Origin of the sequence: Roseovarius sp. S88 (assembly GCF_037023735.1) — a bacterium.
Lineage (GTDB): Bacteria > Pseudomonadota > Alphaproteobacteria > Rhodobacterales > Rhodobacteraceae > Roseovarius > Roseovarius phycicola.
The window spans coordinates 2,462,591-2,487,119 of the sequence record NZ_CP146069.1 but is presented as its reverse complement, the minus strand read 5'-3'; the positions used below and the strand labels follow the sequence as shown (position 1 = coordinate 2,487,119).

Annotated in this window: 29 protein-coding genes; 20 read left to right on the top strand and 9 right to left on the bottom strand. The window is 57.5% G+C overall.

Annotated elements, in window-relative coordinates:
* Positions 1–13: 13 nt before the first annotated feature.
* A complete protein-coding gene (locus RZ517_RS12615; protein WP_338548555.1) occupies positions 14–472 on the bottom strand; it encodes a TerB family tellurite resistance protein in 459 nt (152 codons plus the stop codon).
* 15 nt (positions 473–487) lie between these two features.
* Complete coding sequence (locus RZ517_RS12610; RefSeq protein ID WP_338548554.1) at positions 488–781, bottom strand: DUF1330 domain-containing protein; 294 nt, start codon at positions 779–781, stop codon at positions 488–490.
* Between the two features lie 169 nt (positions 782–950).
* Between RZ517_RS12610 and RZ517_RS12605 the strand changes: the two genes are divergently transcribed.
* Complete coding sequence (locus RZ517_RS12605) at positions 951–1,598, top strand: hypothetical protein (RefSeq protein ID WP_338548553.1); 648 nt, start codon at positions 951–953, stop codon at positions 1,596–1,598.
* A 2-nt stretch (positions 1,599–1,600) separates the two neighbouring features.
* Here RZ517_RS12605 and RZ517_RS12600 read toward each other — a convergent pair whose 3' ends face one another.
* Positions 1,601–3,244, bottom strand: a complete 1,644-nt coding sequence (locus RZ517_RS12600) for a CTP synthase (protein WP_338548552.1) — start codon at positions 3,242–3,244, stop codon at positions 1,601–1,603.
* 201 nt (positions 3,245–3,445) lie between these two features.
* Positions 3,446–3,817, bottom strand: coding sequence for a preprotein translocase subunit SecG (gene secG / locus RZ517_RS12595; protein WP_338548551.1), 372 nt, complete (start codon positions 3,815–3,817; stop codon positions 3,446–3,448).
* 473 nt (positions 3,818–4,290) lie between these two features.
* On the opposite strand from secG, the gene RZ517_RS12590 reads away from it, so the two are divergent.
* Positions 4,291–4,665: a hypothetical protein gene (locus tag RZ517_RS12590; RefSeq protein WP_338548550.1), complete on the top strand. Its 375-nt coding sequence runs from the start codon at positions 4,291–4,293 to the stop codon at positions 4,663–4,665.
* A 130-nt stretch (positions 4,666–4,795) separates the two neighbouring features.
* On the opposite strand, the gene RZ517_RS12585 is transcribed toward RZ517_RS12590, so the two are convergent.
* Entirely contained in the window at positions 4,796–5,194 is a 399-nt protein-coding gene (locus tag RZ517_RS12585; RefSeq protein ID WP_338548549.1) for a DUF6524 family protein, read from the bottom strand.
* Positions 5,195–5,345: 151 nt separating this feature from the next.
* Between RZ517_RS12585 and RZ517_RS12580 the strand changes: the two genes are divergently transcribed.
* On the top strand, positions 5,346–6,641 hold the full coding sequence (locus tag RZ517_RS12580) for an adenylosuccinate synthase (RefSeq protein WP_338551153.1): 1,296 nt from the start codon (positions 5,346–5,348) through the stop codon (positions 6,639–6,641).
* Between the two features lie 9 nt (positions 6,642–6,650).
* Complete coding sequence (locus RZ517_RS12575; protein ID WP_338548548.1) at positions 6,651–6,887, top strand: DUF2842 domain-containing protein; 237 nt, start codon at positions 6,651–6,653, stop codon at positions 6,885–6,887.
* Positions 6,888–6,956: 69 nt separating this feature from the next.
* On the opposite strand, the gene RZ517_RS12570 is transcribed toward RZ517_RS12575, so the two are convergent.
* Together RZ517_RS12570 and ribA are read right to left on the bottom strand one after the other, a co-directional pair.
* Positions 6,957–8,027 (bottom strand): Hint domain-containing protein, encoded by a 1,071-nt coding sequence (locus tag RZ517_RS12570; protein ID WP_338548547.1) that lies wholly within the window; start codon positions 8,025–8,027, stop codon positions 6,957–6,959.
* Positions 8,028–8,173: 146 nt separating this feature from the next.
* The gene (ribA, locus tag RZ517_RS12565) at positions 8,174–9,235 is read right to left on the bottom strand and encodes a GTP cyclohydrolase II (RefSeq protein WP_338551152.1); all 1,062 of its coding nucleotides are present in this window, start codon (positions 9,233–9,235) and stop codon (positions 8,174–8,176) included.
* Positions 9,236–9,425: 190 nt separating this feature from the next.
* On the opposite strand from ribA, the gene RZ517_RS12560 reads away from it, so the two are divergent.
* The 10 genes from RZ517_RS12560 to RZ517_RS12515 all read left to right on the top strand — a co-directional run bounded on the left by RZ517_RS12560 (position 9,426) and on the right by RZ517_RS12515 (position 18,379).
* Positions 9,426–10,112 (top strand): response regulator transcription factor, encoded by a 687-nt coding sequence (locus RZ517_RS12560; protein ID WP_317057689.1) that lies wholly within the window; start codon positions 9,426–9,428, stop codon positions 10,110–10,112.
* Positions 10,113–10,303: 191 nt separating this feature from the next.
* Positions 10,304–11,284, top strand: a complete 981-nt coding sequence (locus tag RZ517_RS12555; protein ID WP_338548546.1) for an alpha/beta fold hydrolase — start codon at positions 10,304–10,306, stop codon at positions 11,282–11,284.
* An 18-nt stretch (positions 11,285–11,302) separates the two neighbouring features.
* Positions 11,303–12,091, top strand: coding sequence for an exodeoxyribonuclease III (locus RZ517_RS12550; RefSeq protein ID WP_338548545.1), 789 nt, complete (start codon positions 11,303–11,305; stop codon positions 12,089–12,091).
* 161 nt (positions 12,092–12,252) lie between these two features.
* A complete protein-coding gene (locus RZ517_RS12545; RefSeq protein ID WP_338548544.1) occupies positions 12,253–13,740 on the top strand; it encodes an FAD-binding oxidoreductase in 1,488 nt (495 codons plus the stop codon).
* Positions 13,737–15,212: a hypothetical protein gene (locus tag RZ517_RS12540; protein ID WP_338548543.1), complete on the top strand. Its 1,476-nt coding sequence runs from the start codon at positions 13,737–13,739 to the stop codon at positions 15,210–15,212. Before RZ517_RS12545 ends, RZ517_RS12540 begins: the two co-directional genes overlap by 4 nt.
* Complete coding sequence (locus RZ517_RS12535; RefSeq protein WP_338548542.1) at positions 15,202–15,492, top strand: hypothetical protein; 291 nt, start codon at positions 15,202–15,204, stop codon at positions 15,490–15,492. The genes RZ517_RS12540 and RZ517_RS12535 overlap by 11 nt, the downstream gene beginning before the upstream one ends.
* A gap of 454 nt (positions 15,493–15,946) precedes the next feature.
* Complete coding sequence (locus tag RZ517_RS12530) at positions 15,947–16,420, top strand: hypothetical protein (protein ID WP_338548541.1); 474 nt, start codon at positions 15,947–15,949, stop codon at positions 16,418–16,420.
* A gap of 176 nt (positions 16,421–16,596) precedes the next feature.
* Entirely contained in the window at positions 16,597–17,508 is a 912-nt protein-coding gene (locus RZ517_RS12525; protein ID WP_338548540.1) for a tetratricopeptide repeat protein, read from the top strand.
* 26 nt (positions 17,509–17,534) lie between these two features.
* On the top strand, positions 17,535–18,179 hold the full coding sequence (locus RZ517_RS12520; RefSeq protein ID WP_338548539.1) for an LON peptidase substrate-binding domain-containing protein: 645 nt from the start codon (positions 17,535–17,537) through the stop codon (positions 18,177–18,179).
* Entirely contained in the window at positions 18,176–18,379 is a 204-nt protein-coding gene (locus RZ517_RS12515) for a Trm112 family protein (protein WP_338548538.1), read from the top strand. The genes RZ517_RS12520 and RZ517_RS12515 overlap by 4 nt, the downstream gene beginning before the upstream one ends.
* A gap of 45 nt (positions 18,380–18,424) precedes the next feature.
* On the opposite strand, the gene RZ517_RS12510 is transcribed toward RZ517_RS12515, so the two are convergent.
* On the bottom strand, positions 18,425–19,258 hold the full coding sequence (locus RZ517_RS12510) for a cysteine hydrolase (protein WP_338548537.1): 834 nt from the start codon (positions 19,256–19,258) through the stop codon (positions 18,425–18,427).
* 128 nt (positions 19,259–19,386) lie between these two features.
* Between RZ517_RS12510 and RZ517_RS12505 the strand changes: the two genes are divergently transcribed.
* Positions 19,387–20,316, top strand: a complete 930-nt coding sequence (locus tag RZ517_RS12505; protein WP_338548536.1) for an AraC family transcriptional regulator — start codon at positions 19,387–19,389, stop codon at positions 20,314–20,316.
* On the opposite strand, the gene RZ517_RS12500 is transcribed toward RZ517_RS12505, so the two are convergent.
* Entirely contained in the window at positions 20,317–21,054 is a 738-nt protein-coding gene (locus tag RZ517_RS12500; protein WP_338548535.1) for a FadR/GntR family transcriptional regulator, read from the bottom strand. It abuts the gene before it with no gap.
* A gap of 68 nt (positions 21,055–21,122) precedes the next feature.
* Here RZ517_RS12500 and RZ517_RS12495 point away from each other — a divergent pair, with 68 nt between their 5' ends.
* From RZ517_RS12495 to RZ517_RS12475, 5 genes are read left to right on the top strand one after another with little or no spacing between them, the layout of a single operon-like run.
* Positions 21,123–21,929: a DUF2182 domain-containing protein gene (locus RZ517_RS12495; RefSeq protein WP_338548534.1), complete on the top strand. Its 807-nt coding sequence runs from the start codon at positions 21,123–21,125 to the stop codon at positions 21,927–21,929.
* Positions 21,930–21,933: 4 nt separating this feature from the next.
* The gene (locus RZ517_RS12490) at positions 21,934–22,641 is read left to right on the top strand and encodes a DUF1326 domain-containing protein (protein WP_338548533.1); all 708 of its coding nucleotides are present in this window, start codon (positions 21,934–21,936) and stop codon (positions 22,639–22,641) included.
* A gap of 9 nt (positions 22,642–22,650) precedes the next feature.
* Positions 22,651–23,160, top strand: a complete 510-nt coding sequence (locus RZ517_RS12485; protein WP_338548532.1) for a DinB family protein — start codon at positions 22,651–22,653, stop codon at positions 23,158–23,160.
* Between the two features lies 1 nt (position 23,161).
* Positions 23,162–23,416, top strand: coding sequence for a hypothetical protein (locus RZ517_RS12480; protein ID WP_338548531.1), 255 nt, complete (start codon positions 23,162–23,164; stop codon positions 23,414–23,416).
* Complete coding sequence (locus tag RZ517_RS12475) at positions 23,416–24,519, top strand: dimethylsulfoniopropionate demethylase (RefSeq protein WP_338548530.1); 1,104 nt, start codon at positions 23,416–23,418, stop codon at positions 24,517–24,519. Before RZ517_RS12480 ends, RZ517_RS12475 begins: the two co-directional genes overlap by 1 nt.
* Positions 24,520–24,529 lie beyond the last annotated feature (10 nt).

Here is a 24,529-nt window from a genome sequence, read left to right as displayed (position 1 = left end):
GGCAGGGTTCGGTTCATCCCATTTGTTCCATCGCTTTGGCCTTGGCGGCGACGCTGTCTTCTTCGCTCAGTCCCAGGGCGATCTGGACTTTCGAGATCACTTCGATTTCCTGTGTCCGGATTGACCCATCGGCCAACACCACTTCCCACAGCGCCTCAAGAGCGTCGAGGCGTGCATCGAAACTGACCATTTCTCGGATGATCCGTGCGAATTTTTCGGTTTCCGGTGCCTCTTTGTCGAGACGTTCACAGGTGGCACGCATTTTGGCAGCCTCGATGGGACCAAGATCAAATAAACGGGTTAAGAGCCGATCGATCTGACTGATTTCGGCAAAGACATAGGTCAGGTCGGATTTGGCGACCCGCACAAGCAAAGTGCCAAGCGCCAGTTTCTCATCCGGTTCGGGCAACGGGTCAGGTTCAGGCGCGTCAAAAGCGTGCAAGAGTCTGTGTAGAAATGATTTTGCGTCCATGTGTCGATCCCCTTTCTATCTGTTGACACCTTCGACAATCACGAGATCGCCGGTTGAAATGGGATCGCGCAGCGCCTTGGCATTCTGATAGATTTTGGAGTTGTAGCATGCCAAAGCTGCTTTGTAGGTGGGAAACTCGATCACCACTGTGCGGGTGCGTGCATCACCTTCGCGCAGCTCGCGCGCGCCACCGCGCACCAGGAATTGCGCGCCATATTCGGCAAACGCGGCGGCATTGGCGGTTTTGTAGGATTCATATTCGCCAAGGTCGTCCACATCGACATGTGCCACCCAATATCCCTTGGCCATACTGTCCTCTCTGTCTGCGTATTTTCGGATAATTCTGGATGAGGAAACACAGCTTTGCAATCTTCGCGGCTAAAGTCTCAATCGCGTCACATTTGCACCTAAGAAATAGCGCTTTCGGGGCAGATAAACTTGGCTCAGGACGCGTGATTTTTTGTAGATGTGAGGCAAGATGCCAACAGAGGCAACTTTCAAGGACTTTGATTGGTCCAAAGGCACCCCGGACGAACAGCTTGAGCTGGCCCAGACAGGGACAGATGACGAGTTGCGCGCATTGGCGATGGCGTATGACTGGGGCGCGTATCCACAGACCGTCCTAAGTTGGATCATGGCACAGAAATGCATGGATCTCGGCTCGGCGGTGTCTGCGTTTCTGAATGGTGAACCAGAGCGGTTCAACTATATGCCCAAGCGCGACGTGCCTGAGAAATGGAAAGCCACAGCGCGGCTATTGGACAATATCTGCTTGCGGGTGAACTCTGGTTTCTACCTGGCCTGGCCGGATCGCGGTGTTCTTGATCGTCGCAGGTTGGATCGTTGGTTGATCGCGCAGGCGAAGGATCGAGAAGACAACCGGCAAGGGCGGTACGTTCTTGATGAGGCGATTATCGCGACGCTGACCAACAATGAGTTGCGGCTCGACCGAGAGCATGAAACGGCTGTTTATGCCGAAAACCAAAGCTTGCTGCGCGATCTTCTCAGCCCGGTGATGGAGCTTGGCGTCTCGCGCCGCATGCTGCGCTATCTGCCGGAGGAAGAAACCGAAGAGCGCGACCTGCGCAAACCTGTGCCACGCAAACGGGCGGTGAAAGGTCGTTAGGCCTAGACCAAGCGCGAGGTTTCCAGCGCCGCGCGCACGAAGTCAGCAAAGAGCGGGTGCGGCGCGAAAGGTTTGGACTTCAGCTCGGGGTGGAACTGTACGCCGATGAACCACGGGTGATCTTCCCATTCTACGATTTCCGGCAAGCGCCCGTCGGGGGACATGCCGGAAAAGATCAGCCCGCATTTCTCCAGCTTTTCGCGGTATTTGGTGTCGACTTCATAGCGATGGCGATGGCGTTCATCTATGGCTAGGCTGTCATAGACTTCGGCCACCTTTGATCCCTTTTTGAGCACCGCATCATAGGCGCCAAGCCGCATGGTGCCGCCTTTGTCATCGGTGACTTTGCGTTTGACCTTTTCGTTGCCCTGAACCCATTCCTTGAGGTGATAGACCACGGGCGTGAAACGTTTTTTGCCAGCCTCGTGATCAAACTCTTCTGAGCCGGCGTCCTTGAGGCCCGCCAGGTTGCGCGCCGCCTCGATGACAGCCATCTGCATGCCGAGGCAAATGCCCAGATAGGGGATCTTGCGTTCGCGGGCGAATTGCGCGGCCTTGATCTTGCCTTCAGTGCCGCGCTCGCCAAAGCCGCCGGGCACAAGGATAGCATGAAATCCTTCGAGATGGGGGGCGGGGTCTTCTTCGTCGAAAATCTCGGCATCGACCCATTCGACATTTACTTTCACCCGGTTGGCCATGCCACCATGGGTGAGTGCCTCCTTGATCGATTTATAGGCATCTTCAAGCTGGGTGTATTTGCCAACAATCGCAATATTGACCGCGCCATCGGTGTTGTGGATGCGGTCCACCACGTCGATCCATGTGCTGAGGTCGGGTTTCGGGGCAGGGGAGATGTTGAAGGCATCCAGCACTGCCTGATCCAGACCCTCGCGATGGTAGGCCAGAGGCGCCTCATAGATGGAGTTCAGGTCATAGGCTGCGACAACGGCCTCTTTGCGCACATTACAGAAGAGCGCGATTTTCTCGCGTTCTTTTTCGGGGATCGGTTGTTCCGAGCGGCAGACCAAAATATCGGGCGCGATGCCGATGGACTGCAGTTCTTTGACCGAGTGCTGCGTCGGCTTGGTTTTCAACTCACCCGATGCGGCCAGATAGGGCAGGAGGGTGAGATGCATGAAAATGCACTCGCCGCGCGGACGGTCATGGCTGAACTGGCGGATGGCCTCAAAAAACGGCAGCCCCTCGATGTCGCCCACGGTCCCGCCGATCTCACAAAGCATGAAATCGACCTCATCATCGCCGATCTCGATGAATTTTTTGATTTCATTGGTGACGTGGGGGACGACCTGAATGGTTTTACCAAGATAGTCGCCGCGCCGTTCACGTTCCAGCACGTTGGAGTAGATACGCCCCGAACTGACCGAATCTGTCATGCGCGCAGGCACACCTGTGAAACGCTCGTAATGGCCCAGATCGAGGTCTGTTTCGGCCCCGTCGTCGGTGACGAATACCTCGCCATGCTCAAAGGGCGACATCGTGCCGGGATCGACGTTGAGGTAAGGGTCGAGTTTGCGCAGCCGTACGGAAAAGCCTCGGGCCTGTAGTAAGGCACCCAGAGCGGCCGAGGCCAATCCTTTGCCCAATGAGGAGACAACACCACCTGTAATGAAAACGTAACGAGCCATGGTCTGGCGTCTCTACCCCCCGTGTATTTTGGCTGACAGCGCCTGATGAACGCCCGTTTTCAGGGCTGTTTTTGAGGCTCGAACTGTCCTGGAAAGACCGCAAACCCACGGGACTAAACCCATAAAGGATTCGTTTGATATGCGCAAGCAAACCGCAACATGATGTTGCGGTCTTTTTGAAGTTATCTACCGATTGTGGTGTTAGTCCGCCAGAGGCACCAGGGGTGCGTCATCGTCAAGCGATGGCGGCAGGAGGCCTTCGCCCGTGGAGGGCAGGCCAGGCACGGAGCTGTCGCCACTTGAAGCGGGGGCATCATCAGTAATGCGGTCCAGAACAGAGCTGCCGCCGGAATTCTGCGCCGCAATCACGGTTAAAACCAGCGTAGTGCAGAAAATCGAAATGCCCAGAACCCAGGTCAGCTTGCCCATGGCCGTGGCCGCCGCGCGGCCCGTAGAGACATTGCCGCCACCGCCGCCCATGCCCAGACCGCCGCCTTCGGAGCGTTGCAAAAGCACAACCGCAATCAGCGCCAGCGCCAGCAGAAGGTGGATAAGCAGAATGACGTTTTCCATGGATCGGCCCTTTGGGTCTCGGATGGGCGGTATCTAAGCAATAAGTGTCGACGCTGCAAGTCGGTGTTTGGCGGATTGGGGGAGGTGGTGTCGACACACCGCTTTGTGACGTCTTTGCACACCCTCGCGCGGAATCAAGGGCCGCAGGCCCGCCGCGCGATCGCCAGACCGCCCCCTGGGCTGGCGATTGGTCAACGTAAGCGCGTCGGACAAAACATTTTCCGAATGGTCGGACATAAAGTGTAATGAACAAATGTAAGTTCGCCATCCCGCGGTCTGGCCATCGCGCGGCTCTGGTTAATCGGCCTGTTTGTCGTTGATGGCAGTTGTCCAGTTATACAGTCGGGCGATTTAAGGTCGAAAGGCAGGTTTGCGAAAATTCCTGCCTTTGAACTCTGGCCATTTCAAGCACGCCTGTGTCAAAATCTTTTTGAAGCACCTGATGTCCTCAAGCAAACGAAAGCAGACTTACGATGGCGACAACGATAACCTATCGATCGCCTCACGACATCAGAAAGTTCTTAGCACACTATATGGATTTGCATGATGCTGAAGTACTTTCAGTTGTACTTTCTTCGGACGAAAGCAGTCTGAGGCTAAATCTTGGAAGGCTTTGCACAATCGATCCAAAAACCGATTGGTGGCGGAGAACCGACACGGAAGCTACTCTGATTTTCAATCAGTTATCAGACGCACGATTTGATGGAGAGTTGGTAGAGTATGGTGTCGAATTATTCGAAATTGACAGCGATGGCTCTTTCAAACTGGTGTGTGCACTTGGGGTAATTCAGCGAAAATGTGGAGCCTTTGAAATTTTCGCGGTTTCAAAATCTGAAACCGCTGTTTGACCCGAAAGGGTAATCACTTTGGACTCTTAGTAGACCTCGCTCTCCCATCAACCACACTGGTCTAGCAGGTCATGCAGCGCATGATTTCTTGCAAGAAATCAGCCTGGAATTTCGCAAAATTCCAGCCCCCTCACTCATCCACATCATCCATATCCGCCTGACCGCTGAGGCGGCGGCGGACGTGGCTCCAACTGAGGCCGATGCCGAGCACCAGTGAGAGGGCCACAAGCCCAAGCCAGAGATTGGCCGTGGGGTTGTCGAGGTTAATCCAGCCGAAATCGACCAGAACCCAGACAAGGGCCGCGGCAATGGCCAGCACGAGCCCCATGCCGAACGCCCCGATGGAGCGCAGCGTGGCGCGCAGATAGATGATGTAGCCGACCAGAAGGATCAGACCCAGAAGCACCGCCACCGGCATCTGGTCGCCCCAGTTTACCCGAACCCATCGGACGTAATTCCATTCCGTCGGGTTGAACGTGGCCGCCAATAAAACAAACGCCACCGCCCACCGTGCCAAAAACCCTGCCATGTCTGCTCCTTTTGCGTTTTGGGCGCAGAGTGCCAAGGGGCATGGCCTCTGTCCAGTCATTGCGCCGCACCACGGTCCTGAAATTCCGGTTTCCCCCGCCTTGGCCTCTCGCTATACCGGCGCGGGGTTCACCGAAACCAAAGGGGTCTTCATGGCGAATGTTGTGGTTGTCGGCGCTCAGTGGGGCGACGAAGGAAAAGGCAAGATTGTCGATTGGCTCTCAGAGCGGGCCGATGTGATCGCGCGGTTTCAGGGCGGGCATAACGCCGGGCACACGCTGGTCATTGATAGCAAGGTCTACAAGCTCAACGCGCTGCCTTCGGGTGTGGTGCGGGGTGGCAAGTTGTCGGTGATTGGCAATGGTGTGGTGCTGGATCCCTGGCATTTGGTGAATGAAATCGCCACCATTCGCGAGCAGGGGGTCGAGATCAACCCCGAGACGCTGATGATTGCCGAGAACACGCCGCTCATTCTGCCGATCCATGGCGAGCTTGATCGCGCGCGCGAAGAGGCGGCCAGTAAAGGCACCAAGATTGGCACAACGGGGCGTGGCATTGGTCCGGCCTATGAGGACAAGGTCGGGCGGCGCTCGGTGCGGGTGGCGGATCTGGCGGATGACGCCACGCTTGAGGCGCGGGTGGACCGGGCGCTGCAGCACCACGATCCGCTGCGCAAGGGGTTGGGGATTGAGCCCATTGATCGCGACGCGCTTCTGGCACAGCTGCGCGAGATTGCGCCGCAGATTTTGCAATACGCGGCTCCGGTCTGGAAGGTGCTCAATGAGAAACGCAAGGCGGGCAAACGCATCCTGTTTGAAGGGGCGCAAGGCGCGCTTCTCGACATTGATTTCGGCACATACCCGTTTGTGACCTCGTCCAACGTGATTGCAGGACAGGCCGCCACGGGTGTGGGTATTGGCCCCGGCTCCATTGATTACGTGCTGGGCATTGTGAAGGCCTATACCACGCGGGTGGGCGAGGGGCCGTTTCCCTCTGAGCTGGAAGATGAAGACGGCAACCGGCTTGGCACGCGTGGGCATGAATTTGGCACCGTGACGGGGCGCAAGCGGCGCTGTGGGTGGTTTGATGCAGCCCTCGTGCGGCAGACCTGTGCCACTTCGGGCGTTACGGGTATTTCGCTGACCAAGCTTGATGTGCTCGACGGGTTTGAGACCCTGAAAATCTGTGTCGGCTATGAGCTCGATGGCGAGCGGCTGGATTATCTGCCGACCGCTACCGATCAGCAATGGCGCTGTGCGCCGATCTACGAGGAAATGCCGGGCTGGTCGGAGACCACCGAAGGCGCGCGCAGCTGGGCCGACCTTCCGGCCAATGCGATCAAATATGTGCGCCGGGTGGAAGAGTTGATCCAATGCCCCGTCGCGCTACTGTCTACCTCACCGGAACGGGAAGACACGATCCTTGTGACCGATCCGTTCGCCGATTGAGGAGCCGTGATGGCACTGCCTTACAAAACACGCCGCAAGCTGTCGCTGCTGATCCTGCTCATCGCGCTGCCGCTTTATATTGTGGTGGCTGTGAACCTGACGGATTGGTTGCGCGCGCGGTTTGAGATCGGGTTTTTGACGGAACTGGCGGTGTTTGTGGTGCTGGGCATCATCTGGATCGTTCCGCTCAAGCCGGTGTTCCTGGGCGTGGGACAGGCCGACCCGGATGCCGGCGAGGAGCGTTAGGCTGCATCTTCGGCATGACCGTATGGGAAGCCATCTTTGAGCCCAAACTACGCAGCGCTGCGTTCTGCTCTAACAGCAGCTTTCTTGATGACCGGTAACCGGCGCAACAAGTGAAGTAACATCTAACGAACGAATTTGTCCAACCGAAACTCGTCTGCGGGCCATCGGTCCATAGGCTATGTCAACATCGTGAGAGATGCCGGGAAAGAGCGACAAAATGGTCAGTCTATCAGTCCAAGCAAGTAGTGATCGTGCATAGTGGCCAGGCCAAAAACTCTCGACTGGAAGTCCATTGGCAAACAAGACCTCATGCCGCCAAGTCATGAGGCTGTGGTAGCGGACGTGTTTTCGGCCAGCCATGACGCGGATTCCCTTGATCTTGAGCAAGCTTTTGTCAGGTGCGAATGCTTCATTGTCGCCTGAGATGTCGTACACGGACGGCCCGGCAATCAAAATGTGGTGTTGGGGCGAGAGAACGAGCCGGCTGTGGGGCATCCCGTTCCTCAAGGAGCCAGATTTGATCTCGATTGGTTTCTGGCTGCTGTCGTTGTCGCCGAAGCTCAGACGCCTTGACCCTGTCCAAATGAGCGGCTGTGCGCCATGATCGAGCGTCTCTACCAGATCGCCTCGACTAAGGCTTTCGACCTTCCGCGGCCCTTGCGGCGTTGCAATGAGAGTGCCGTCGCCAAAACATACGTACTCGGCGTAAGTGAAGGCGGGGTCGCCAGATGACGCATCCGGGGAACCATCGAAATCAAGCAAGGTGTAGCTGCGCCCCGCAACCAGAGGCACTTCGGACAGCGTGTAAAAGCCAGCAGCGTCGCCTGTCTCAATTTCCAGAGAGACAACTTCAAACACTCTGCCGGTGACTTCGTCTCTAACGGTGTAGGCCCTTTCGGCATTGACGAGACTATCCGTTGAGGTCAATCCGCCAATTGTAGCCGTACCGGTTGCTAATTCGCTGCCGCCACCGTTGTCGTCTTCCAGTGTCTGACCATCTATTCCGGATCCATTATCCGTGATGACAATTTCACCATCCGGGCTGCTCGGACCAGTGTAGGTAAAAGTATTATTAACGGTCTCCGAGAAACCGTTTGAAGTCGGCGATCCGCTTGAAAATTTGAATGAGAAACTAGCCATGCGCGCAGACGTGTTCGACAGGTATGCAGAAAGCTGTGTTCCTAGCGACAAAAGCTTAAGGAAATACTTCTCGGGAATCTGAAAAACAGACTTTGGTCGTGCAGAAAGCGATGTCTGCTCCGTCCCGGAAAGCCGACTTCCCGACTTTACAACAAATGTCCGGATTTCTTCGCCTTGGTGGCCAGGTAGGCACGGTTGTGCTCGCCTTCGCCAACCTTGAGGGGCACGCGTTCGGTCACTTCGATCCCATGGGCCTGAATCATGTCTATCTTGGCAGGGTTGTTGGTCAGAAGCCGTACAGACGAAAAGCCCATATCCCGCAAGATGGCCGCACCGATACGGAAGTCGCGTTCGTCATCCTCAAAACCCAGGCGGTGGTTGGCCTCGACCGTGTCAAAGCCCTGATCCTGGAGCGCATAAGCGCGCATTTTGTTGGCAAGGCCGATGCCGCGGCCCTCCTGATTAAGATAGAGCAGGACGCCTGCGCCTTCGGTCCCCATCTGCGCCAGAGCGCCGCGAAGCTGCGGGCCGCAATCGCATTTCAAAGACCCGAGCAAGTCGCCGGTAAAGCAGGCCGAGTGCAGGCGCGCCAGAACCGGAATGTCACGGTCGGGGGTGCCGATTTCCACGGCGTAGTGTTCTTCTCCGCCATCTTCGGGACGCCAGATGTGCAGGCGTCCGGCTTCGGACACGGGCAAGGGCAGACGGGCACTGACAACTCGGTGCATGGGGCTTTGGTCTTGCAGCGTGATTGACACCGCTTCTGCGTCGAGGCGGGTGAGCGCCGGATCATTTGGCATGTCACTGAGCAAGACCACAGACGCTGGTAACAGCCGTGCGGATTTGACAAGCGCAATTGCTGTACGATGAAGGTCCGCTGATCCGCTGCGCTCGGACAGGAGTGGACCTTTCATGGGCATGCTGAGGTCATCGGCAGGATCGGCCACGCCTTGTACCCAATCGAGTGTCGCCTCTTCTGGCAGAACAATGCGTGCGAGATCCCCGTCATAGGGGCGCGCTTTGAGCGTCTCAGCCCGTCGGGCTGAAATGACCAGCACTGGCATACCCTCTAAATCCTGCAACGCCTTTAGACGCGTCGCATTCAGCGTCTCGGCGGACAGGACAAGAGCCGTTTGACCAGACGCCTCTAGAACAACCGGTACACCCATGCGTAGATCCGCCCGCGCACGTGCCAGAAGGTCTGTCATGTCAGGGCCGAGGCTGGTCACACATCTTCCTTTGTCATCGTCTGCAAACTCTCGACCCGCCTACAGGGTTTTGAAACCAAATGAAACATTTTGCCCCTCAGTTACACTTGGGCGTGATTGCTCTGTCACAGACCTTGCCTGCAAGCTTGGCGTGTCACAAGTACTTGGCCAAGCAAAGAGGAAAATTGGTATGGCTCAGCTTAAGAAGATTCTGCTCGTCGATGATGACGAGGATTTGCGCGAGGCGCTTAGTGAACAGTTGGTGATGACCGAAGACTTTGATGTCTTCGAGGCGGCCAACGGAACCGACGCCATGGCGCGGGCCAAGGACGGCATCTACGACCTTGTCATTCTGGATGTGGGTCTGCCCGACACAGATGGGCGCGAGCTGTGCCGCTTGATGCGCAAACAGGGCGTGAAAGCGCCGATCATGATGCTGACGGGCCATGATGGTGATGCCGACACGATCCTGGGTCTCGATGCCGGGGCCAATGATTACATCACCAAACCCTTTAAGTTTCCTGTGCTTCTGGCCCGCATTCGCGCGCAGCTGCGTCAGCACGAGCAATCCGAAGATGCGATTTTTCAGCTTGGGCCGTACACGTTCAAGCCAGCGATGAAGATGCTGATCACCGAAGATGACCGCAAAATTCGCCTGACCGAGAAAGAAACCAACATCCTGAAGTTTCTGTATCGCTCGCCCGATGGCGTGGTGGCGCGCGATGTACTTTTGCACGAAGTCTGGGGCTACAACGCAGGCGTGACCACGCATACGCTTGAGACACATATCTACCGGTTGCGTCAGAAAATCGAGCCGGATCCGTCCAACGCGCGGCTTCTGGTGACCGAATCTGGCGGGTACCGGCTTTTGGCGTGAAAACTTGACACAAGTCAAAGAGACCGAGTCTTCGACCTGCTATCTCTGACTTACACCGCAGCATATGGCGGCTAATATATGCACCTCCCTGTTGGACTGACCCCGGCTTTGCCCGGGGTCTTTTTTTGGCGGCTCATCATTGTGGCGACGTCGCGGGTTGCTATGCTGCATCCCAAAAGGGAGCGCGTTGCATGCGGTGGATCACAAAATCCTTGTTCTGGCTGGGCGTTGTTTCGGCGGTTGTACTGTTATTGGCGCGCGGAGCGGCGTTTTTGCGGGAAGGCGATCCGCGCGCGGCGATCCTGCCACCTGAAGGACGGTTGGTTGAGACATCCGAAGGCGCGATTTTCGTGCTGGAAGAGGGACCAGTGGACGCGCCGATGCTGCTCTTTGCGCATGGGACTGCCGCCTGGTCGGGACTTTGGGCGCCAACTTTGAAAGAAATGAGCGCAGAGGGGTGGCGCGCGGTGGCGTTTGATATGCCACCATTTGGCTTTTCTGATCATGCCTTGGACCGAGACTATGCGCGCACGCGTCAAGCTGAGCGTATACGCGCCTTGGTAAAAGCACTGGGTGTGAAACCTATTCTAGTAGCACATTCGGTTGGGGCGGCGCCGGGTGTCGAGGCGGTGATGCAGGACCCCTCGGCTTTTGCGGCATTGATCGTTGTGGACGGCGCGCTGGGACTGGGCGCGCATGAAAAGAACGAAAGCCTGCCTTTCATCCTCCGCCTTGAGCCAATCCGGGAGGCGGCCACGGCGCTTACCATGACCAATCCCTGGCTCACACGCGTGTTCCTCAGAGGACTCATTCATGTCAAAGAGGCGGCCAGCGATGAGGTGGTCGGTGTGTTGACACGACCCTTTGAACGCGAAGGCACGACGGCGGCCTATTCGGATTGGCTGCCTTCGCTGCTGGTGCCGCCGCAGGACGCACTGAGCACACGAAAAGAGAACTACGCGGCGCTGACGCTTCCGGTGGTCTACATGTGGGGCGAGGAAGACACGGTGACACCGGTGGATCAGGCTTTTGCGCTCAATGCCGCCACGCCGGGATCGGAGTTGGTCCTGATGCCAGACCTGGGCCATATCCCGCAGATCGAGGATCCCGATGCGTTCCTGCTTGCACTTGAGTTGGCGCTGGGGCTTATTGCCGATCAATCCGCGCAATAATCTGGTCAGGACGCTGCCATGCCCTTTACGCTTGCCACCTGGAACATCAATTCCGTGCGTCTGCGCGAACCGATTGTTGCCAAGCTTCTGAGTGAGGAAGCGCCGGATGTCCTGTGCCTGCAAGAGTGCAAATCCCCGGTCGAGAAAATTCCGACGGAAGGGTTTGCTGCACTGGGTTATACCCACATGATTGCGCGCGGGCAGAAGGGATATAATGGCGTGGCGATCCTGTCGAAGCTGCCGATTGAAGATTTGGGCGATAAGGATTTTGCCGGACTGGGTCATGCGCGTCATGTGGCGGGACGGCTGGAGAATGGCACGGTCATTCACAACTTCTATGTCCCTGCGGGGGGCGATGTGCCGGACCGGAAGGTGAATGAGAAGTTTGGCCAAAAGCTCGATTACCTGACGGATATGCGGGATTGGTTCAAATCCGAGCGCCCCGAAAAGTCCATCCTGGTGGGGGATCTGAACATCGCCCCACGCGAGGATGACGTCTGGAGCCACAAGCAGCTTTTGAAAGTTGTGAGTCACACGCCGATTGAGGTGGAGCATTTTGGCGATGTGATGGAGGCAGGCGGCTGGTCAGATGTCACCCGCGCGGACATCCCCAAGGGACAGCTATATAGCTGGTGGTCCTACCGCGCCCGCGACTGGGACGCCGCCGACAAAGGGCGCAGGCTGGATCATATCTGGGCCAGTGCGGACATTGCCAGTGCCGCCCATTCCAGCCGTATCCTGCGTGACGCGCGCGGATGGGAAAAGCCTTCAGATCATGCGCCGGTTTTTGCGACATTTGACCTCTGATTGCTCTCAAAGAGACCTTTTTCTATACAGAAAATGGCCCAGAAAATGCGCATTTTCTGGTGCAAACCCAATGCGTTGATTGAAAAAGTCAGGGTTTCCGGACCTGGCATTTGGCGCCTTTGCTGCAAAGATGGCATTATGGGGCGTTAGAGAGGGATGCGATGCGCAAGCTTTCGAGACGTGCGCTTTTACTGGGTGGCGGTGCCCTGATCGGCGGGTTGGCGACGCACCGGCTGGGTGCCGATTTGCCCAGCTATGACGGCGTCTCCTGGATCAAACCGAGCGGGGCAGAGGGCACGCTCAATGATGCCAGTGGTCTGTCTGAGACACCCATTCACAAACACTTGATCCTCGAAAACAGCCGTGGCGACGCCTTGGTGGAGGCGCTGCGCGATGAAATTCGGATTGCGCGCACTTCGGGCCGGGCGGTGAATGTCAGTGCCGCGCGTCATTCCATGGGCGCGCAGGCTATTCCGCGAGACGGGCACGCGATCACTTATCAGGGTGGCTTTGTCGAACCGGACACTGACGCTGGCACCTACCGGGTGCAGGCAGGCACAACTTGGGCCGAGGTGATCGCGGCACTCGACCCTATCGGTTTTGGCCCCAAGGTAATGCAATCCAACCATGATTTCGGCGTGGCGGCGACGTTTTGCGTCAATGCCCACGGTTGGCCGGTGAAGATGGGGCCGATGGGGGCGACTGTGCAAAGCTTTGACATGGTGCTGGCGGATGGCGAGCTGGTGACATGTTCGCGCACGCAAAACGCCGATCTCTTTGGTCAGACGATGGGGGGCTATGGCCTGACCGGCGCGATCACCGAGATGGTGGTCGAGATGGAGCGCAACACGCGGCTTGCCCCCACATTCGAGGAGTTTCCCGCCAAAGAGTATGGCACACGTTTCGTCGAAGTCCTCTTGGACCCGGCGGTCACGATGGCCTATGGGCGGCTCAATGTGGAGCGTGAGAGCTTTTTCGAAAAGGCGCTGATGATAACCTATCGTGCGACAGAGGATCAATCCGATCTGCCCGCCGCGTCCGGCTCGGGCGCAATGGCGCATATCGCCAGCCGGGTTTACCGCTGGCAGCTTGGCAATGAGCCTGCAAAATCCCTGCGCTGGTGGTTTGAAACCGATCTTGGCCCCTCTATCGGAGATGGTGTTGCGACGCGCAATTCGCTGATGAATGAGCCGGTTCTCACGCTTGATGATCGTAATCCGGATCGCACGGATATCCTGCATGAATATTTCGTCAGCCCGGAGCGGTTTGCCGAGTTTGTAGACCTGTGTCAGCGGGTGATCCCGGGATCCTTCCAAGAGTTCCTGAACGTGACCTTGCGCTATATCGACACCGATCCCGATAGCTGGCTCTCCTATGCGCCGGTGCCACGGATTGCGGCGGTGATGTCGTTCAGTCAGGAAATGACACGGCGAGGCGAGGCCGACATGGCGCGCATGACGCGGGAACTGATTGACGGGGTGATTGCCATTGGCGGGACGTATTACTTGCCGTATCGACCACACGCCACGGTCACCCAGATGCGGCGCGGATACCCGCGTGCCCAGGAATTTGCAGAGGCCAAACGGGCGCTTGATCCAAGCCTTGTCTTTCGTAACCATCTTTGGGACCAGTATCTGAGCCAGCTATGACCTTATTGCGTAAAATTTGTTTGTTCTACACTGTGGCGCTGCTTGTGGCGGCGTCGCTGAATTATATTCCCGGACTGACCGATGAAAATGGGCTGGCCTTTGGTATCTTCGCGCTTGATCCGTTTGACGATGCACTGCATGTGGTCTCAGCCCTCTGGGCACTATCGGCAGCGCTCATCAGCCACCGGGCGGCCAAGATTTTTCTGGTCATCTTTGGCGCGCTGTATCTGGCCGATGGGATCTTTGGGATATTCACAGCATACGGCTTTCTCGATCTGGCGATCTTCTCCAACCCTTCTGAAGGCTTCTCGCTATCGGTGCCGCGTATCCTGGCCAACCTGCCGCATATTGGGCTGGGGGGCTTTGCGCTCTTTGCCGGGCTGAAGCTCGACCGGGGGCGTGACGTGATCCGGCGTTTGTTCAAATGGACCCTGCGGCTGGTCCTGTTGCTGGTCGTATTGGTTATCGGCCTGCTCATGCCTGCGGGCTATAATGAGCTGGCCTGCATTCCAAAGACCAAGGATGCCACATACACCGCCATCCTGCCGCCTGAGCATCACCGCTCTGAGGCGCGCACGCTGATGACTTACCCTGAATGGCATATCGTGCACGCATATGACGACTATGCGCAGGTGATCAGCACGGGCGACCCGCATGACTTTGGGTATCTGCAAGCCATTGGTGGCTTCTGGTCCTCGCTCTGCGAGCTGAGTTTTGCCTCGGCCGACCACGGCGGCATGGATTGGGAAACCAAGCGCATGGTCTATGTGATCGGCGTCAGTTTCACCGCAGAGCTTTTGGCCAAGGCCGCGTATGAGGAAACACTGGGCCGGGCGGCGGCGTGGCAGCGGGGTGAGGATCGCGCGCCGCTTGATGAACTCTCTGCCGATCAGGCCAGGGCCTATGCGGCGTTCCTGCAGCAGGTGCCGTGGTTCAAATGGGATTTCGACAGCGACCGCGAAGACCTTTTGACCAACGCCACGGATCAGTTCCGCGATGTCGAACGCGCGGCGGCGCTGGGCACAGAGTACAAGATCAAGGCCGCTTACGCGCGGGTCATTGGCAACGCGGTTGAGCAGGTGGGGCCAGATGAGCTTACCTTGCGGATGATCGTAAGTGGGCTAGAGCGTGAGCAGATCGAGGCGCTGGACGGTGTCACGTTCATTGACACTCGCGCCGAAGGCATCGAGATCGAAACGCCGCGCTATCGGGAGTTGACAGAGTTGCTGGTTCAGATGGCCGGGCAGGGGGCAGAGTTTGTCGAGATTGCGGGCAATGACGACATCATGTTCACCGCCCTGTCGCAGGCCAAGACCGCCGATGGCGCACTGCACAGCTTTGCGCGGCAGGGCTATGGCGACAACCGTCATTTGGTGCTTTTGAAGGTCAGTGATCTGGCCGAGCGTCTGCGCCAGATGCAGGCGGCGAGTGGCCCGGACCGGCTCAGGCTGGAACATATCCATGACTATTAGGACGTGGGGGGTCGCGCTGATCTGTGTGGCAGGAGGGTGGTTGGCCACGGTTTTGACGGTGATGGTGGTCAGTGACGCAGCCCCCGGCGCGATTGTCCTTTTGCCGAGCCGGGACTTTGTGAACAACTTGCCGGAAGGTGCCGCAGTGGTCGGCGGTGGGGGCCTTTGGCTTGCCGTGCGCGGCGATACCGAGGGTTTGGGTCTGGCGCTTTACCGGGCAGGGGGGCGGATGGTCCTGCCTGCGGGGTTGCCGGGGTGTTTGCCGTTGCCGAAGGTCTAACACGCCTGGAGCACATCCGATTATAGACCGTCGCTGGCACAACAGGCCTGCGGCTCGTGATCTCATGTTTGAAGAAACGAACGAAGATCCGCCAAGGGCTCCAACTCAAGATCCAATGAGTTTGGTTGGAAAAGAGGCTGTTTTGAAAGGCGGTAGTGCGGACAAAGAATACATCTACCTTGGTATTGTCCAAAAGGGACAATAGATAACTGAAGCCTCAACTTGGAGTGACTTGGTGAGACGTTTTTTGAGAACCATTCTTTCTTTATTTCTCGGATTAGCCCTCTGTGTAACAGCGTTTGAAATAGTTCGAAGCTATAAGCAGTCCGTCGCGATCTATTCATCCAACATCCAGCCCCCATCAATCGACGAAGCAGAGCGACTAAGTTTCCTAATTCCTGCATCACATCCCAAGATTAATAATCCATCCCCTTTCATGTCAAATGGGAGACAGATGAGTTTTAACCACGTCTTCATCAAAGAAGCTCACGAGAAGTTTCCTGACGTAACCGCGTGTCTTGCCGACGTTGAGACCAACGATACGCCATTGAATTTGTTGGATTTGAGATGGGCTGACTTTAACAACGACAAGGAAGTGACGCTTTGCGTTTTCTACATCGCAGACATTTTGCGCACCTCTGAGAGGGTTGAGGATTGGTTTCGTGCGCAAGGTATGGCGATTTATGCCTTTACGATTTCTGATACTCAAAAGCCGCCATTAACTTCTCGGACATTACGCGGATCGTTTTTGGAGTACGTTCCGCCATCATGCTCAATCTATTCGATGTTTGTTGCGCCGCTCTTTAGCGATGCGCCATGGCGACCTGATTGGGACGTGCGCCGGAATGCAATTGGGGTTCAGATAGCGTACATGCGCAATGGTGAGATTGCAGGTGTTCGGGTTGAACGGGGCAGTTGCTTAAATTGAAATCGGCGTAACTTTGGGCTACAAGCAGCCATTCCACACAAACCTCACTTTAAGCGTTGGGTCGTACTGAAGCCAAAGGTTAAACTCATTCACCCGCAAACACTGCCTCTTGCAGAACGCGGCGGGCTACGCCATGTAACGGCCAACTGATCCAAATGATGAATCCGGAGGCTGTTATGCTTGAACTCGGTGGTCAAACCCCAGCTGCAGATGACCTGATCAAGGACGTCTCAGAGGCGGACTTCATGACCGAGGTCGTGGAGATGTCACAAACCGTGCCGGTGATTGTGGATTTCTGGGCACCTTGGTGCGGGCCTTGCAAAACACTGGGTCCGGCGCTTGAGGCCGCGGTGGCCAAGGCCAAGGGTGCGGTCAAGATGGCCAAGGTCAATGTGGACGAAAACCAGATGATCGCAGGCCAGCTTCAGGTGCAGTCGATCCCGACGGTCTATGCCTTTTTCAAGGGCCAGCCTATTGACGGGTTTCAGGGGGCTGTTCCGCCATCCGAGATTGACGCGTTTGTAGCGCGGACTGTTGAAGCTGCGGGTGGGGATGCCAGCGGTGGGTTGGACGATGCGGTGGCCGCCGCGCAAGAGATGCTTGACCAGGGCGCCGCTGCGGATGCCGCCCAAACATTTGCGGCGATCCTACAAGAGGATGGCGAGAACGCCGCCGCCTATGCCGGGCTGGTGGCCAGCTATCTGGCGCTGGATGATCCTGATCAGGCTGAGGCCATCCTGAACGGTGCGCCTGCGTCCATTGCTGAAAGCCCAGAGCTTGAGGCCGCCCATGCGCAGCTTGCGCTGGCGCGACAAGCGGCAGATGCCGGGCCGGTGGCGGAGCTACGCGCCGCCGTGGAGGCCGATTCAGATGATCATCAGGCGCGTTTTGACCTTGCGCAGGCCTTGCAGGCGGCGGGTCAGAGCGAAGAGGCGGTGAATGAGCTTTTGGAGCTTTTCCGCCGAGATCGCGAGTGGAATGACGCGGCTGCGAAAACGCAGCTCTTCACCATTTTCGAAGCGCTCAAACCCAATGATCCCATCGTCCTCAATGGCCGTCGAAAATTGAGCTCAATGATATTTGCCTGACGCAGGGAACGCCCTACATCACCACCATGAAGCATCAGGGTGATCTTCCAGACACGATTTCGCTGTTTCCGCTGCCCGGCGCGCTCTTGCTGCCGCGCTCGCGGTTGCCACTGCATTTGTTCGAGCCGCGCTACCTGGCGATGCTCGAGGATACGCTCAAAAGCCCGCATCGCCTGATTGGTATGGTGCAACCCAATCCCCTCAAAGGTCAGGATGGCGCTGGGCTGCATCAGATCGGATGTGCCGGACGTGTCACCCAGTTTTCCGAGACCGAAGATGGTCGCTACATGATTACACTGTGTGGCATGTCGCGGTTTCGCATTCAGCAAGAGGTTGACGGGTTCACACCCTACCGACGCGCGGAAGTGTCCTGGGACGGGTTCGAGCGGGATCTCGGTCCCGAAGATCGCGACAAGAATTTTGATCGCGACGGGTTCATGCAGCTTTTGGGGCGGTATTTCGAGGCGCAGGAGTTGCGGACCGACTGGGACTCGCTCAAGGACGCGGATGACGAGTTGTTGATCAATTCGCTGTCTATGCTGCTGGGGTTTGATCCTGAGGACAAACAGGCACTTCTGGAGGCGCCCTGTTTGGCCACGCGACGTGAGACACTGGTGACGCTGATCGAGTTTGCCATGCGCGGCGGCGACGCACGGGAAGTCATGCAATGAGTGTTGACACGACAACAATCACAGAAGTCTCAGAGATAGACCGGCGCATGCTAGAGGCGTTGATCTGCCCGCAAACGCACACGTCGTTGAAATACAGTGCGGAAAACCAAGAGCTGATCAGCGAGGCCGCCGGTCTGGCCTTTCCGGTGCGCTCTGGCATCCCGATTATGCTGATTGATCAGGCCCGGCGGATCGAGTGAGTGCGCCAAACAGGTGTTAACGCACTCACTTGGATTTCAGAGCAGTTACCCTGCGTTTTTGATGTTCGCGATGGTTTCTTCCGTGCTCCACACCGCGTTGGCCATGTAGCGGAAATTGATCAGGGCCGCGAGGTAGCCATCGCCTTCGGGCAGCATGGCAGCGGCAGTTGCATCGCGCACCACAGCAACCTCAAACCCATCTTCCAAAAGCTCTCGCATGTGGCTTTCGGTGCACAGGTTGGCCGACATACCGGCAAGGATGACCTGATCCACGCCGTTCTTGCGCAATTGCAGGCTGAGGTCATTGGTGTCATTGCCATAGACCTTGTGCGGCGAGGTCACGATGGTTTTGCCGTCCTCGATATAGGGTTTGTATTGAGGCATGAAATCCGCGCCCGATCCTTCGAACCCATCAAGATTGGTCGGCCCTGTGCGATCAAACATCCCGATTTTGTGCATCAGTTTTTCCAGCGCCCCTTCGAAGCGCCAGCCCTTGTCCGTCGGGTAATAGTAGTGCGGTGACACAGCGACGGTCAGATCGGCGGCCTTGGCGGCCTTGAAGAGAGTCTCGATGTTCTCAACGGTGTTGTGCTCTTCAACGCTGGCTCCAATCACACCCCAGGTCACGCCATCAGGATGCAGGAAGTCAATCTGCGGGTCGGTCACAACAAGGGCCGCTCGGCTCAGATCGAGCGTCATGTTCGACGGGGGCAGCGCTGGTTCTGCAGGGTCGGCATAGGGGTTGTCTTGAGCGGCTGCAGGAGCGGACAGGGCGGTCGCTGCACCTGCCGCGGTTGCGGCGGCAACGCCGGTCAGGGCCGCGCGACGTGAGATGTTGGCGCCCGTTTCTTCGTGGTCATGATCATGTCCATTGCACATGGTAATCCTCCATTTTTGAATGTGCCTGTTCCTGAACGTGGAAGGTTTGATGTATCTGTGCGTCCGAATTACGTGCGTTGGATATTGGATGCGTATCTTTTCGTCCAGAACGTGGATATGGTTGGGCTATGAACTTTGATGAAGTCCTCGACCGGATCGATATTTTCCCCGATCCCTTCGCAGTCTGTGAGCTGCGTGGTGCGTGTGATCTGGGACTTGGGCAGGATACAGGCGCGACGCTGCACTATATTCTTTCGGGGCAAGGGGAGATCATCTTGCGTGGCGCGCCTTCCATCCCGGTGTCGCAGGGCGCATTGGTCCTGATACCGGCGATGCATCGCCACACTTTGAGGAGCGAAGGGCCGTCAACGCATCCGGTACCGGAATGCAAACCCGCAGAGCTTCAGTTGCGCCGATTGCTGAAATCGGAACCGGGGACCATGGTGAACGCCCGCATTACAGCGCTGTGCGCCCATGTGCGAGTCGGGTTGCGCGGCGCGTCAGACGTGATTGATCTGATCCGCGCTCCGCTTTGCGAAAACATCACGCAGGGCGAAACTCTTGGACCGGTGCTGCAAATGCTTCTGCAAGAGCTGAGCGCGCCAACATTGGGCAGCCGGGCCATGATCCGGGTCTTGTTGACGCAGTGCATGATTGATCTGCTGCGCCGCCGTTTTGCACGCGATGGGGCCAGTGTGGGATGGATGAACCTGCTGAAGGACACATCGCTTTGGGCTAGTTTGCGTGCCATGCTTGATGATCCGGGTGGCGCTCATACTGTTGAAAGTCTGGCAGAGCTTTGCGGCATGAGCCGGTCGCGATTTGCGCAACGGTTTGCGGATGTCTTTGGCACCGGACCGATTGAATTGTTGCGGGACCTGCGCATTCGAAAGGCCGGAGTTCTGCTGCGCGAGAGCGACCTGCCGGTCAAAGCCGTCGCGCATCAAGTTGGGTTTTCCAGCCGCACGGCGTTTAGCCGAATGTTTGAGCGCAGCACGGGCGTCAGCCCGAGTGATTTTCGCAACGGACGACAGGGCAGTATGCCAGACACGATTTGATCAGCTCGACTTGCGCGCCCGCGCGGCCATGACATCATGCCCCAAAGTCAGTGTGTAAGCTTCGAGTTTGTGAAGCGCGGCTTCAGCGTCTTTTGCCCGTCCGCCTTCTAACGCATCTGCCAGTTCGGTGTGCAGACCCACAATCTCTTCTCTTGAGCGCGCTGTGAAGGTGATCATGTTCATCAGAGGCTGCATGGCTTCAACCGCCCCGGCGAGTTGATAGCTGAGCACCGGGTTGCCCGCGGCATCGACCAATGCGCGGTGCAGGGCGACATCTGAGGCGCAGAAGCTTTCGTCGCTCAGGCCCGGTTGGGACTGGCGGTGAATTTCGGCGCGCATGGTGGCCAGATGATCGGGCGTTCGGCGTTCGACCGCGCGGGGCGCGCAGGCCCGTTCCATGGCATAGCGCGCCTCGCAGGCGGTCTCAAAGCTGACTGCGTTCATCGACAGTAAAAGCGTCGAGGTCGTGATGTGCTGGCTATAGGCATCCTCGTAGCTCAGACGATTGACAAAAGCCCCGCCAAAGGCGCCGCGCTGCGTACGGATCAGCGATTGTGCTGCAAGCCGCTTGAGGGCTTCGCGCACAGTGGACCGTGAGACGCCAAACTGCTCTGACAGTTCCGCCTCCGAGGGCAGGCGTTCATCCACGATCATGCGGCCTTCGATGATGGCATCGCGGATGGCCTGGGCGATTTGCGCTGAGAGGTCCTGTGGTTTGCTGTCAGAGGAAGATTTCATTTGTCAGACCTTTAAATGTCTGACAATTATATCGCCAGTTGAGACTCAATCCAAGGGCCACGAAGCTCATGTCCGTTTTGTCGCTGCGTTCCATCGCCTGGCTCGCGTTATTTGCCACCATTCTGATGGCCTGGATGGTCATGTACATGATGGCGATTGGCATGGACCTTGACCTTATTGGGCGTCCTGGACCCATGGCGGAAAAGATGCGCGCAATGCAGCCTGGCATGCCAATGTCGATGGGCGAAGGCATGATGGCGATGGACCGGTTTGGCTCGATTTTTGCCATGTGGGCGATCATGATGGCGGCGATGATGCTGCCCACGATGGTGCCGACGCTGCGGGCTTATGAAGACCTCATTCATAGCGCCAATGGCACGACACCGGGCTGGCTTGGTGTTCTGCTGGGTTACTTCGCCGTATGGGTGGGCTTTGCCGCCCTCATCACGCTGGTGCAGCTTGGGCTGTTGTTCGGCGGTGTGATTGACATGCTGGGAATCGCCAAATCAACGCTCATTTCTGGTGGCCTGCTGATTGTCGTGGGGGCCTTTCAGTTCACCCGCGCCAAAGAGGTCTGTCACGGGGTGTGTCATAGCCCGATGACCTATTTCCTGGGCCACTGGCGCACCGGCTTTGGCGGCGGGCTGCGCATGGGGCTGGGCATGGGCGCTTTTTGCGTTGGCTGTTGCTGGGGCTTCATGGCGTTGGGATTTGTCGGCGGAGTGATGAGCCTGCTCTGGATGGGACTGGCCACGCTCTTTATGGTATTGGAAAAGTTACCACAGATCGGCCACCGGGTGATCCGGCCCATGGGCATGATCTTGATCGCAGGCGGACTGGCCGTATTGGCCGCGCCGCTGGTTATGGGAGGATAGAAACATGGCCCTAAAACGTCGTCAGGATGCAGACAAGCTGCCGGTGTCGCAGCGCATCGACAACCGCATGGAAAACCCCAAGCGGCGCAAGATGTCACCCACGGAATGGGCCATCAAGGGTGAGCTGTTCCTGAATTGCTCTTGCGAAGTCTTTTGCCCTTGCGTGGTCAGTCTCGGGGCGCATCCACCGACCGAAGGGCATTGTCACGCCTGGATGGCCATTGCGATTGATGAGGGGCATTTTGAGGGGGAGGATTTGTCGGGTCTCAACGTGGGCCTGATGGTCGATATCCCTGGACGCATGGCCGAAGGCGGCTGGAAAGTGGCGGCTTATGTGGACGAGCGCGCCAGCGGCAAGGCCTATAATGGTATCTTGCAGATTTTTTCTGGTGCGGCTGGGGGCACCACGGGTCTCTTCACCATGCTGGTGAGTGACATCGTGGGGGCCGAACGCGAAAAGGTCGAGATTGTCCGCGAAGGCACCAAGCGCGGGCTTTACATTGGCCGGAAAATTCAGGGCGAGATTGAGATGGTCGAAGGGGCCAGCAAGGATCATCCGGTGATGATCTCAAACTCCAAGTACTGGATGGGCCCGGACATCATTGCCGCGCGCGGGATCAAATCCAAAGTGCGCGACTATGGTCGGATCTGGGACTTTGGCGGCAAGTCCGCCGAGATTTGCCCGATCGACTGGAAAGGCCCCAAGCCCTAGGCCGCGCAGATGATCACGCCAGAATATTGTCAGATGATGGCGCGCTATGGGGCTTGGCAAAACCGCCAGATCTTTGATGCGTTGGATGGTCAGCCGATGATGGTTCTGACCAAAGATCGTGGTGCGTTCTTTGGGTCGATCCTTGGCACGCTCAATCACTTGCTCTGGGGCGATCAGATCTGGATGAGCCGGTTTGATCCCTCAGTAGAGGCACCCGTGGGTGGCATTCCAAAGAGCCCGATGTTGCATCCAACGCTGGGCGCGTGGAACGCTGCGCGCTTTCACTTGGATGGCAAGGTCCGGCATTGGGCCAATTCTCTGCGCAGTGTTGACCTCGCAGGGGACCTCAAGTGGTACTCGGGTGCTGCACAGCGCGATGTGACCAAGCCCATTGCGCTTTGCGTCACCCACATGTTCAACCATCAAACCCATCACCGCGGGCAAATTCATGCCCTGTTGACCGCAGCAGGGTTGGTTGCGCCGGTTTCCGATCTCTTTTTGATGCCTGAGGACGCTTAGGATGCCGCTGGCCCTTGTCATCGCGCTGGCTGTTATCGGCTTTGTCTGGTGGGCCTGGGGTCGCCAGAGGGCTGGGGACACGGTCGCCGGAAAGCTCGATCAGGTGTTTCGAAAGCGAGACTGTAAATGGGCAGAAACCGGCGATCAAAACGGTCGCTTTGTCGAATACCGCTGTGCCACCTGTGGCATTGCGGCCTACTCCACGACGGGCAAAGCGCCCACCACATGTAAACGTAATTTACGAGGAAAAAGCTGATGGCGCTTTTGTCTCCGTCGCGGCGTCTGCGCCGCACACCCTTTTCCGATGGTGTCGAAGCCGCCGGGGTCAAGGCGTACACTGTCTATAATCACATGCTTTTGCCCACGGTGTTTCGCTCGGTCGAGGAGGACTACCGGCATCTCAAAGAGGCGGTACAAATCTGGGATGTTGCGGTGGAACGCCAGATCGAGCTGCGTGGCCCGGATGCCGGGCGCTTGATGCAGATGCTCACCCCGCGCGACCTGCGCGGTATGACTGCTGGACAATGTTACTACGTGCCTATCGTGGATGAGACCGGCGGGATGCTGAACGATCCGGTGGCGGTGAAACTGTCAGAAGACCGCTGGTGGATTTCCATTGCTGACAGTGACTTGCTCTACTGGGTCAAGGCGATTGCGCATGGCTGGCGGCTGGATGTGCTGGTGGATGAGCCGGATGTATCCCCTCTGGCCATTCAGGGACCGAAATCGGATGAGCTTCTGTCGCGGGTCTTTGGCGACGGGGTGCGTGACATTCGCTTTTTCCGCTTTGGCGTGTTTGATTTTCAGGGCCGTGATCTGGTGATCGCGCGCTCGGGATATTCCAAGCAGGGAGGCTTTGAGGTTTATGTTGAAGGCGGCGACATCGGCATGCCGCTTTGGAATGCGTTGATGGAGGCGGGCAAGGATCTGGATGTACATGCCGGGTGCCCCAACCTCATTGAACGGATCGAGGGTGGCTTGTTGAGCTACGGCAATGACATGACCGATGACAACACACCGCATGAATGTGGGCTGGGCAAGTTTTGCAACACCCACAGTGCGATTGGGTGTATCGGGCGCGATGCATTGCTGCGCGTGGCCAAGGAAGGCCCGGTGCAGGAAATCCGGGCGATTTCCATTGATGGACCACCTGTGCCCGGCTGTGACAGGTGGTGGCCGGTGACGTCTGAGGGCACGGTGGTGGGGCGCGTCAGTTCCGCCGCCTGGAGTCCGGACTTTGACACCAACGTGGCGATCGGCATGATCCGTATGACCCATTGGACACCGGGTACGGTTTTGGATGTCGAGACCCCGGATGGCACGCGTCGCGCCACGGTGAACCGGTGTTTCTGGATTTGAGTATTTTTTG

Bases quoted from the DNA above. Each gene is read 5' to 3' on its own strand.
- RZ517_RS12575 (WP_338548548.1), top strand. From the start codon at position 6,651: ATGGCACTGCCTTACAAAACACGCCGCAAGCTGTCGCTGCTGATCCTG.
- RZ517_RS12495 (WP_338548534.1), top strand. From the start codon at position 21,123: ATGTCCGTTTTGTCGCTGCGTTCCATCGCCTGGCTCGCGTTATTTGCC.
- RZ517_RS12610 (WP_338548554.1), bottom strand. From the start codon at position 781: ATGGCCAAGGGATATTGGGTGGCACATGTCGATGTGGACGACCTTGGC.
- RZ517_RS12615 (WP_338548555.1), bottom strand. From the start codon at position 472: ATGGACGCAAAATCATTTCTACACAGACTCTTGCACGCTTTTGACGCG.
- RZ517_RS12590 (WP_338548550.1), top strand. From the start codon at position 4,291: ATGGCGACAACGATAACCTATCGATCGCCTCACGACATCAGAAAGTTC.
- RZ517_RS12480 (WP_338548531.1), top strand. From the start codon at position 23,162: ATGCCGCTGGCCCTTGTCATCGCGCTGGCTGTTATCGGCTTTGTCTGG.
- RZ517_RS12525 (WP_338548540.1), top strand. From the start codon at position 16,597: ATGCTTGAACTCGGTGGTCAAACCCCAGCTGCAGATGACCTGATCAAG.
- RZ517_RS12560 (WP_317057689.1), top strand. From the start codon at position 9,426: ATGGCTCAGCTTAAGAAGATTCTGCTCGTCGATGATGACGAGGATTTG.
- RZ517_RS12550 (WP_338548545.1), top strand. From the start codon at position 11,303: ATGCCCTTTACGCTTGCCACCTGGAACATCAATTCCGTGCGTCTGCGC.
- RZ517_RS12505 (WP_338548536.1), top strand. From the start codon at position 19,387: ATGAACTTTGATGAAGTCCTCGACCGGATCGATATTTTCCCCGATCCC.
- RZ517_RS12555 (WP_338548546.1), top strand. From the start codon at position 10,304: ATGCGGTGGATCACAAAATCCTTGTTCTGGCTGGGCGTTGTTTCGGCG.
- ribA (WP_338551152.1), bottom strand. From the start codon at position 9,235: ATGACAGACCTTCTGGCACGTGCGCGGGCGGATCTACGCATGGGTGTA.
- RZ517_RS12600 (WP_338548552.1), bottom strand. From the start codon at position 3,244: ATGGCTCGTTACGTTTTCATTACAGGTGGTGTTGTCTCCTCATTGGGC.
- RZ517_RS12540 (WP_338548543.1), top strand. From the start codon at position 13,737: ATGACCTTATTGCGTAAAATTTGTTTGTTCTACACTGTGGCGCTGCTT.
- RZ517_RS12530 (WP_338548541.1), top strand. From the start codon at position 15,947: ATGAGTTTTAACCACGTCTTCATCAAAGAAGCTCACGAGAAGTTTCCT.
- RZ517_RS12545 (WP_338548544.1), top strand. From the start codon at position 12,253: ATGCGCAAGCTTTCGAGACGTGCGCTTTTACTGGGTGGCGGTGCCCTG.
- RZ517_RS12500 (WP_338548535.1), bottom strand. From the start codon at position 21,054: ATGAAATCTTCCTCTGACAGCAAACCACAGGACCTCTCAGCGCAAATC.
- RZ517_RS12605 (WP_338548553.1), top strand. From the start codon at position 951: ATGCCAACAGAGGCAACTTTCAAGGACTTTGATTGGTCCAAAGGCACC.
- secG (WP_338548551.1), bottom strand. From the start codon at position 3,817: ATGGAAAACGTCATTCTGCTTATCCACCTTCTGCTGGCGCTGGCGCTG.
- RZ517_RS12475 (WP_338548530.1), top strand. From the start codon at position 23,416: ATGGCGCTTTTGTCTCCGTCGCGGCGTCTGCGCCGCACACCCTTTTCC.
- RZ517_RS12490 (WP_338548533.1), top strand. From the start codon at position 21,934: ATGGCCCTAAAACGTCGTCAGGATGCAGACAAGCTGCCGGTGTCGCAG.
- RZ517_RS12520 (WP_338548539.1), top strand. From the start codon at position 17,535: ATGAAGCATCAGGGTGATCTTCCAGACACGATTTCGCTGTTTCCGCTG.
- RZ517_RS12510 (WP_338548537.1), bottom strand. From the start codon at position 19,258: ATGTGCAATGGACATGATCATGACCACGAAGAAACGGGCGCCAACATC.
- RZ517_RS12580 (WP_338551153.1), top strand. From the start codon at position 5,346: ATGGCGAATGTTGTGGTTGTCGGCGCTCAGTGGGGCGACGAAGGAAAA.
- RZ517_RS12515 (WP_338548538.1), top strand. From the start codon at position 18,176: ATGAGTGTTGACACGACAACAATCACAGAAGTCTCAGAGATAGACCGG.
- RZ517_RS12570 (WP_338548547.1), bottom strand. From the start codon at position 8,027: ATGGCTAGTTTCTCATTCAAATTTTCAAGCGGATCGCCGACTTCAAAC.
- RZ517_RS12585 (WP_338548549.1), bottom strand. From the start codon at position 5,194: ATGGCAGGGTTTTTGGCACGGTGGGCGGTGGCGTTTGTTTTATTGGCG.
- RZ517_RS12485 (WP_338548532.1), top strand. From the start codon at position 22,651: ATGATCACGCCAGAATATTGTCAGATGATGGCGCGCTATGGGGCTTGG.
- RZ517_RS12535 (WP_338548542.1), top strand. From the start codon at position 15,202: ATGACTATTAGGACGTGGGGGGTCGCGCTGATCTGTGTGGCAGGAGGG.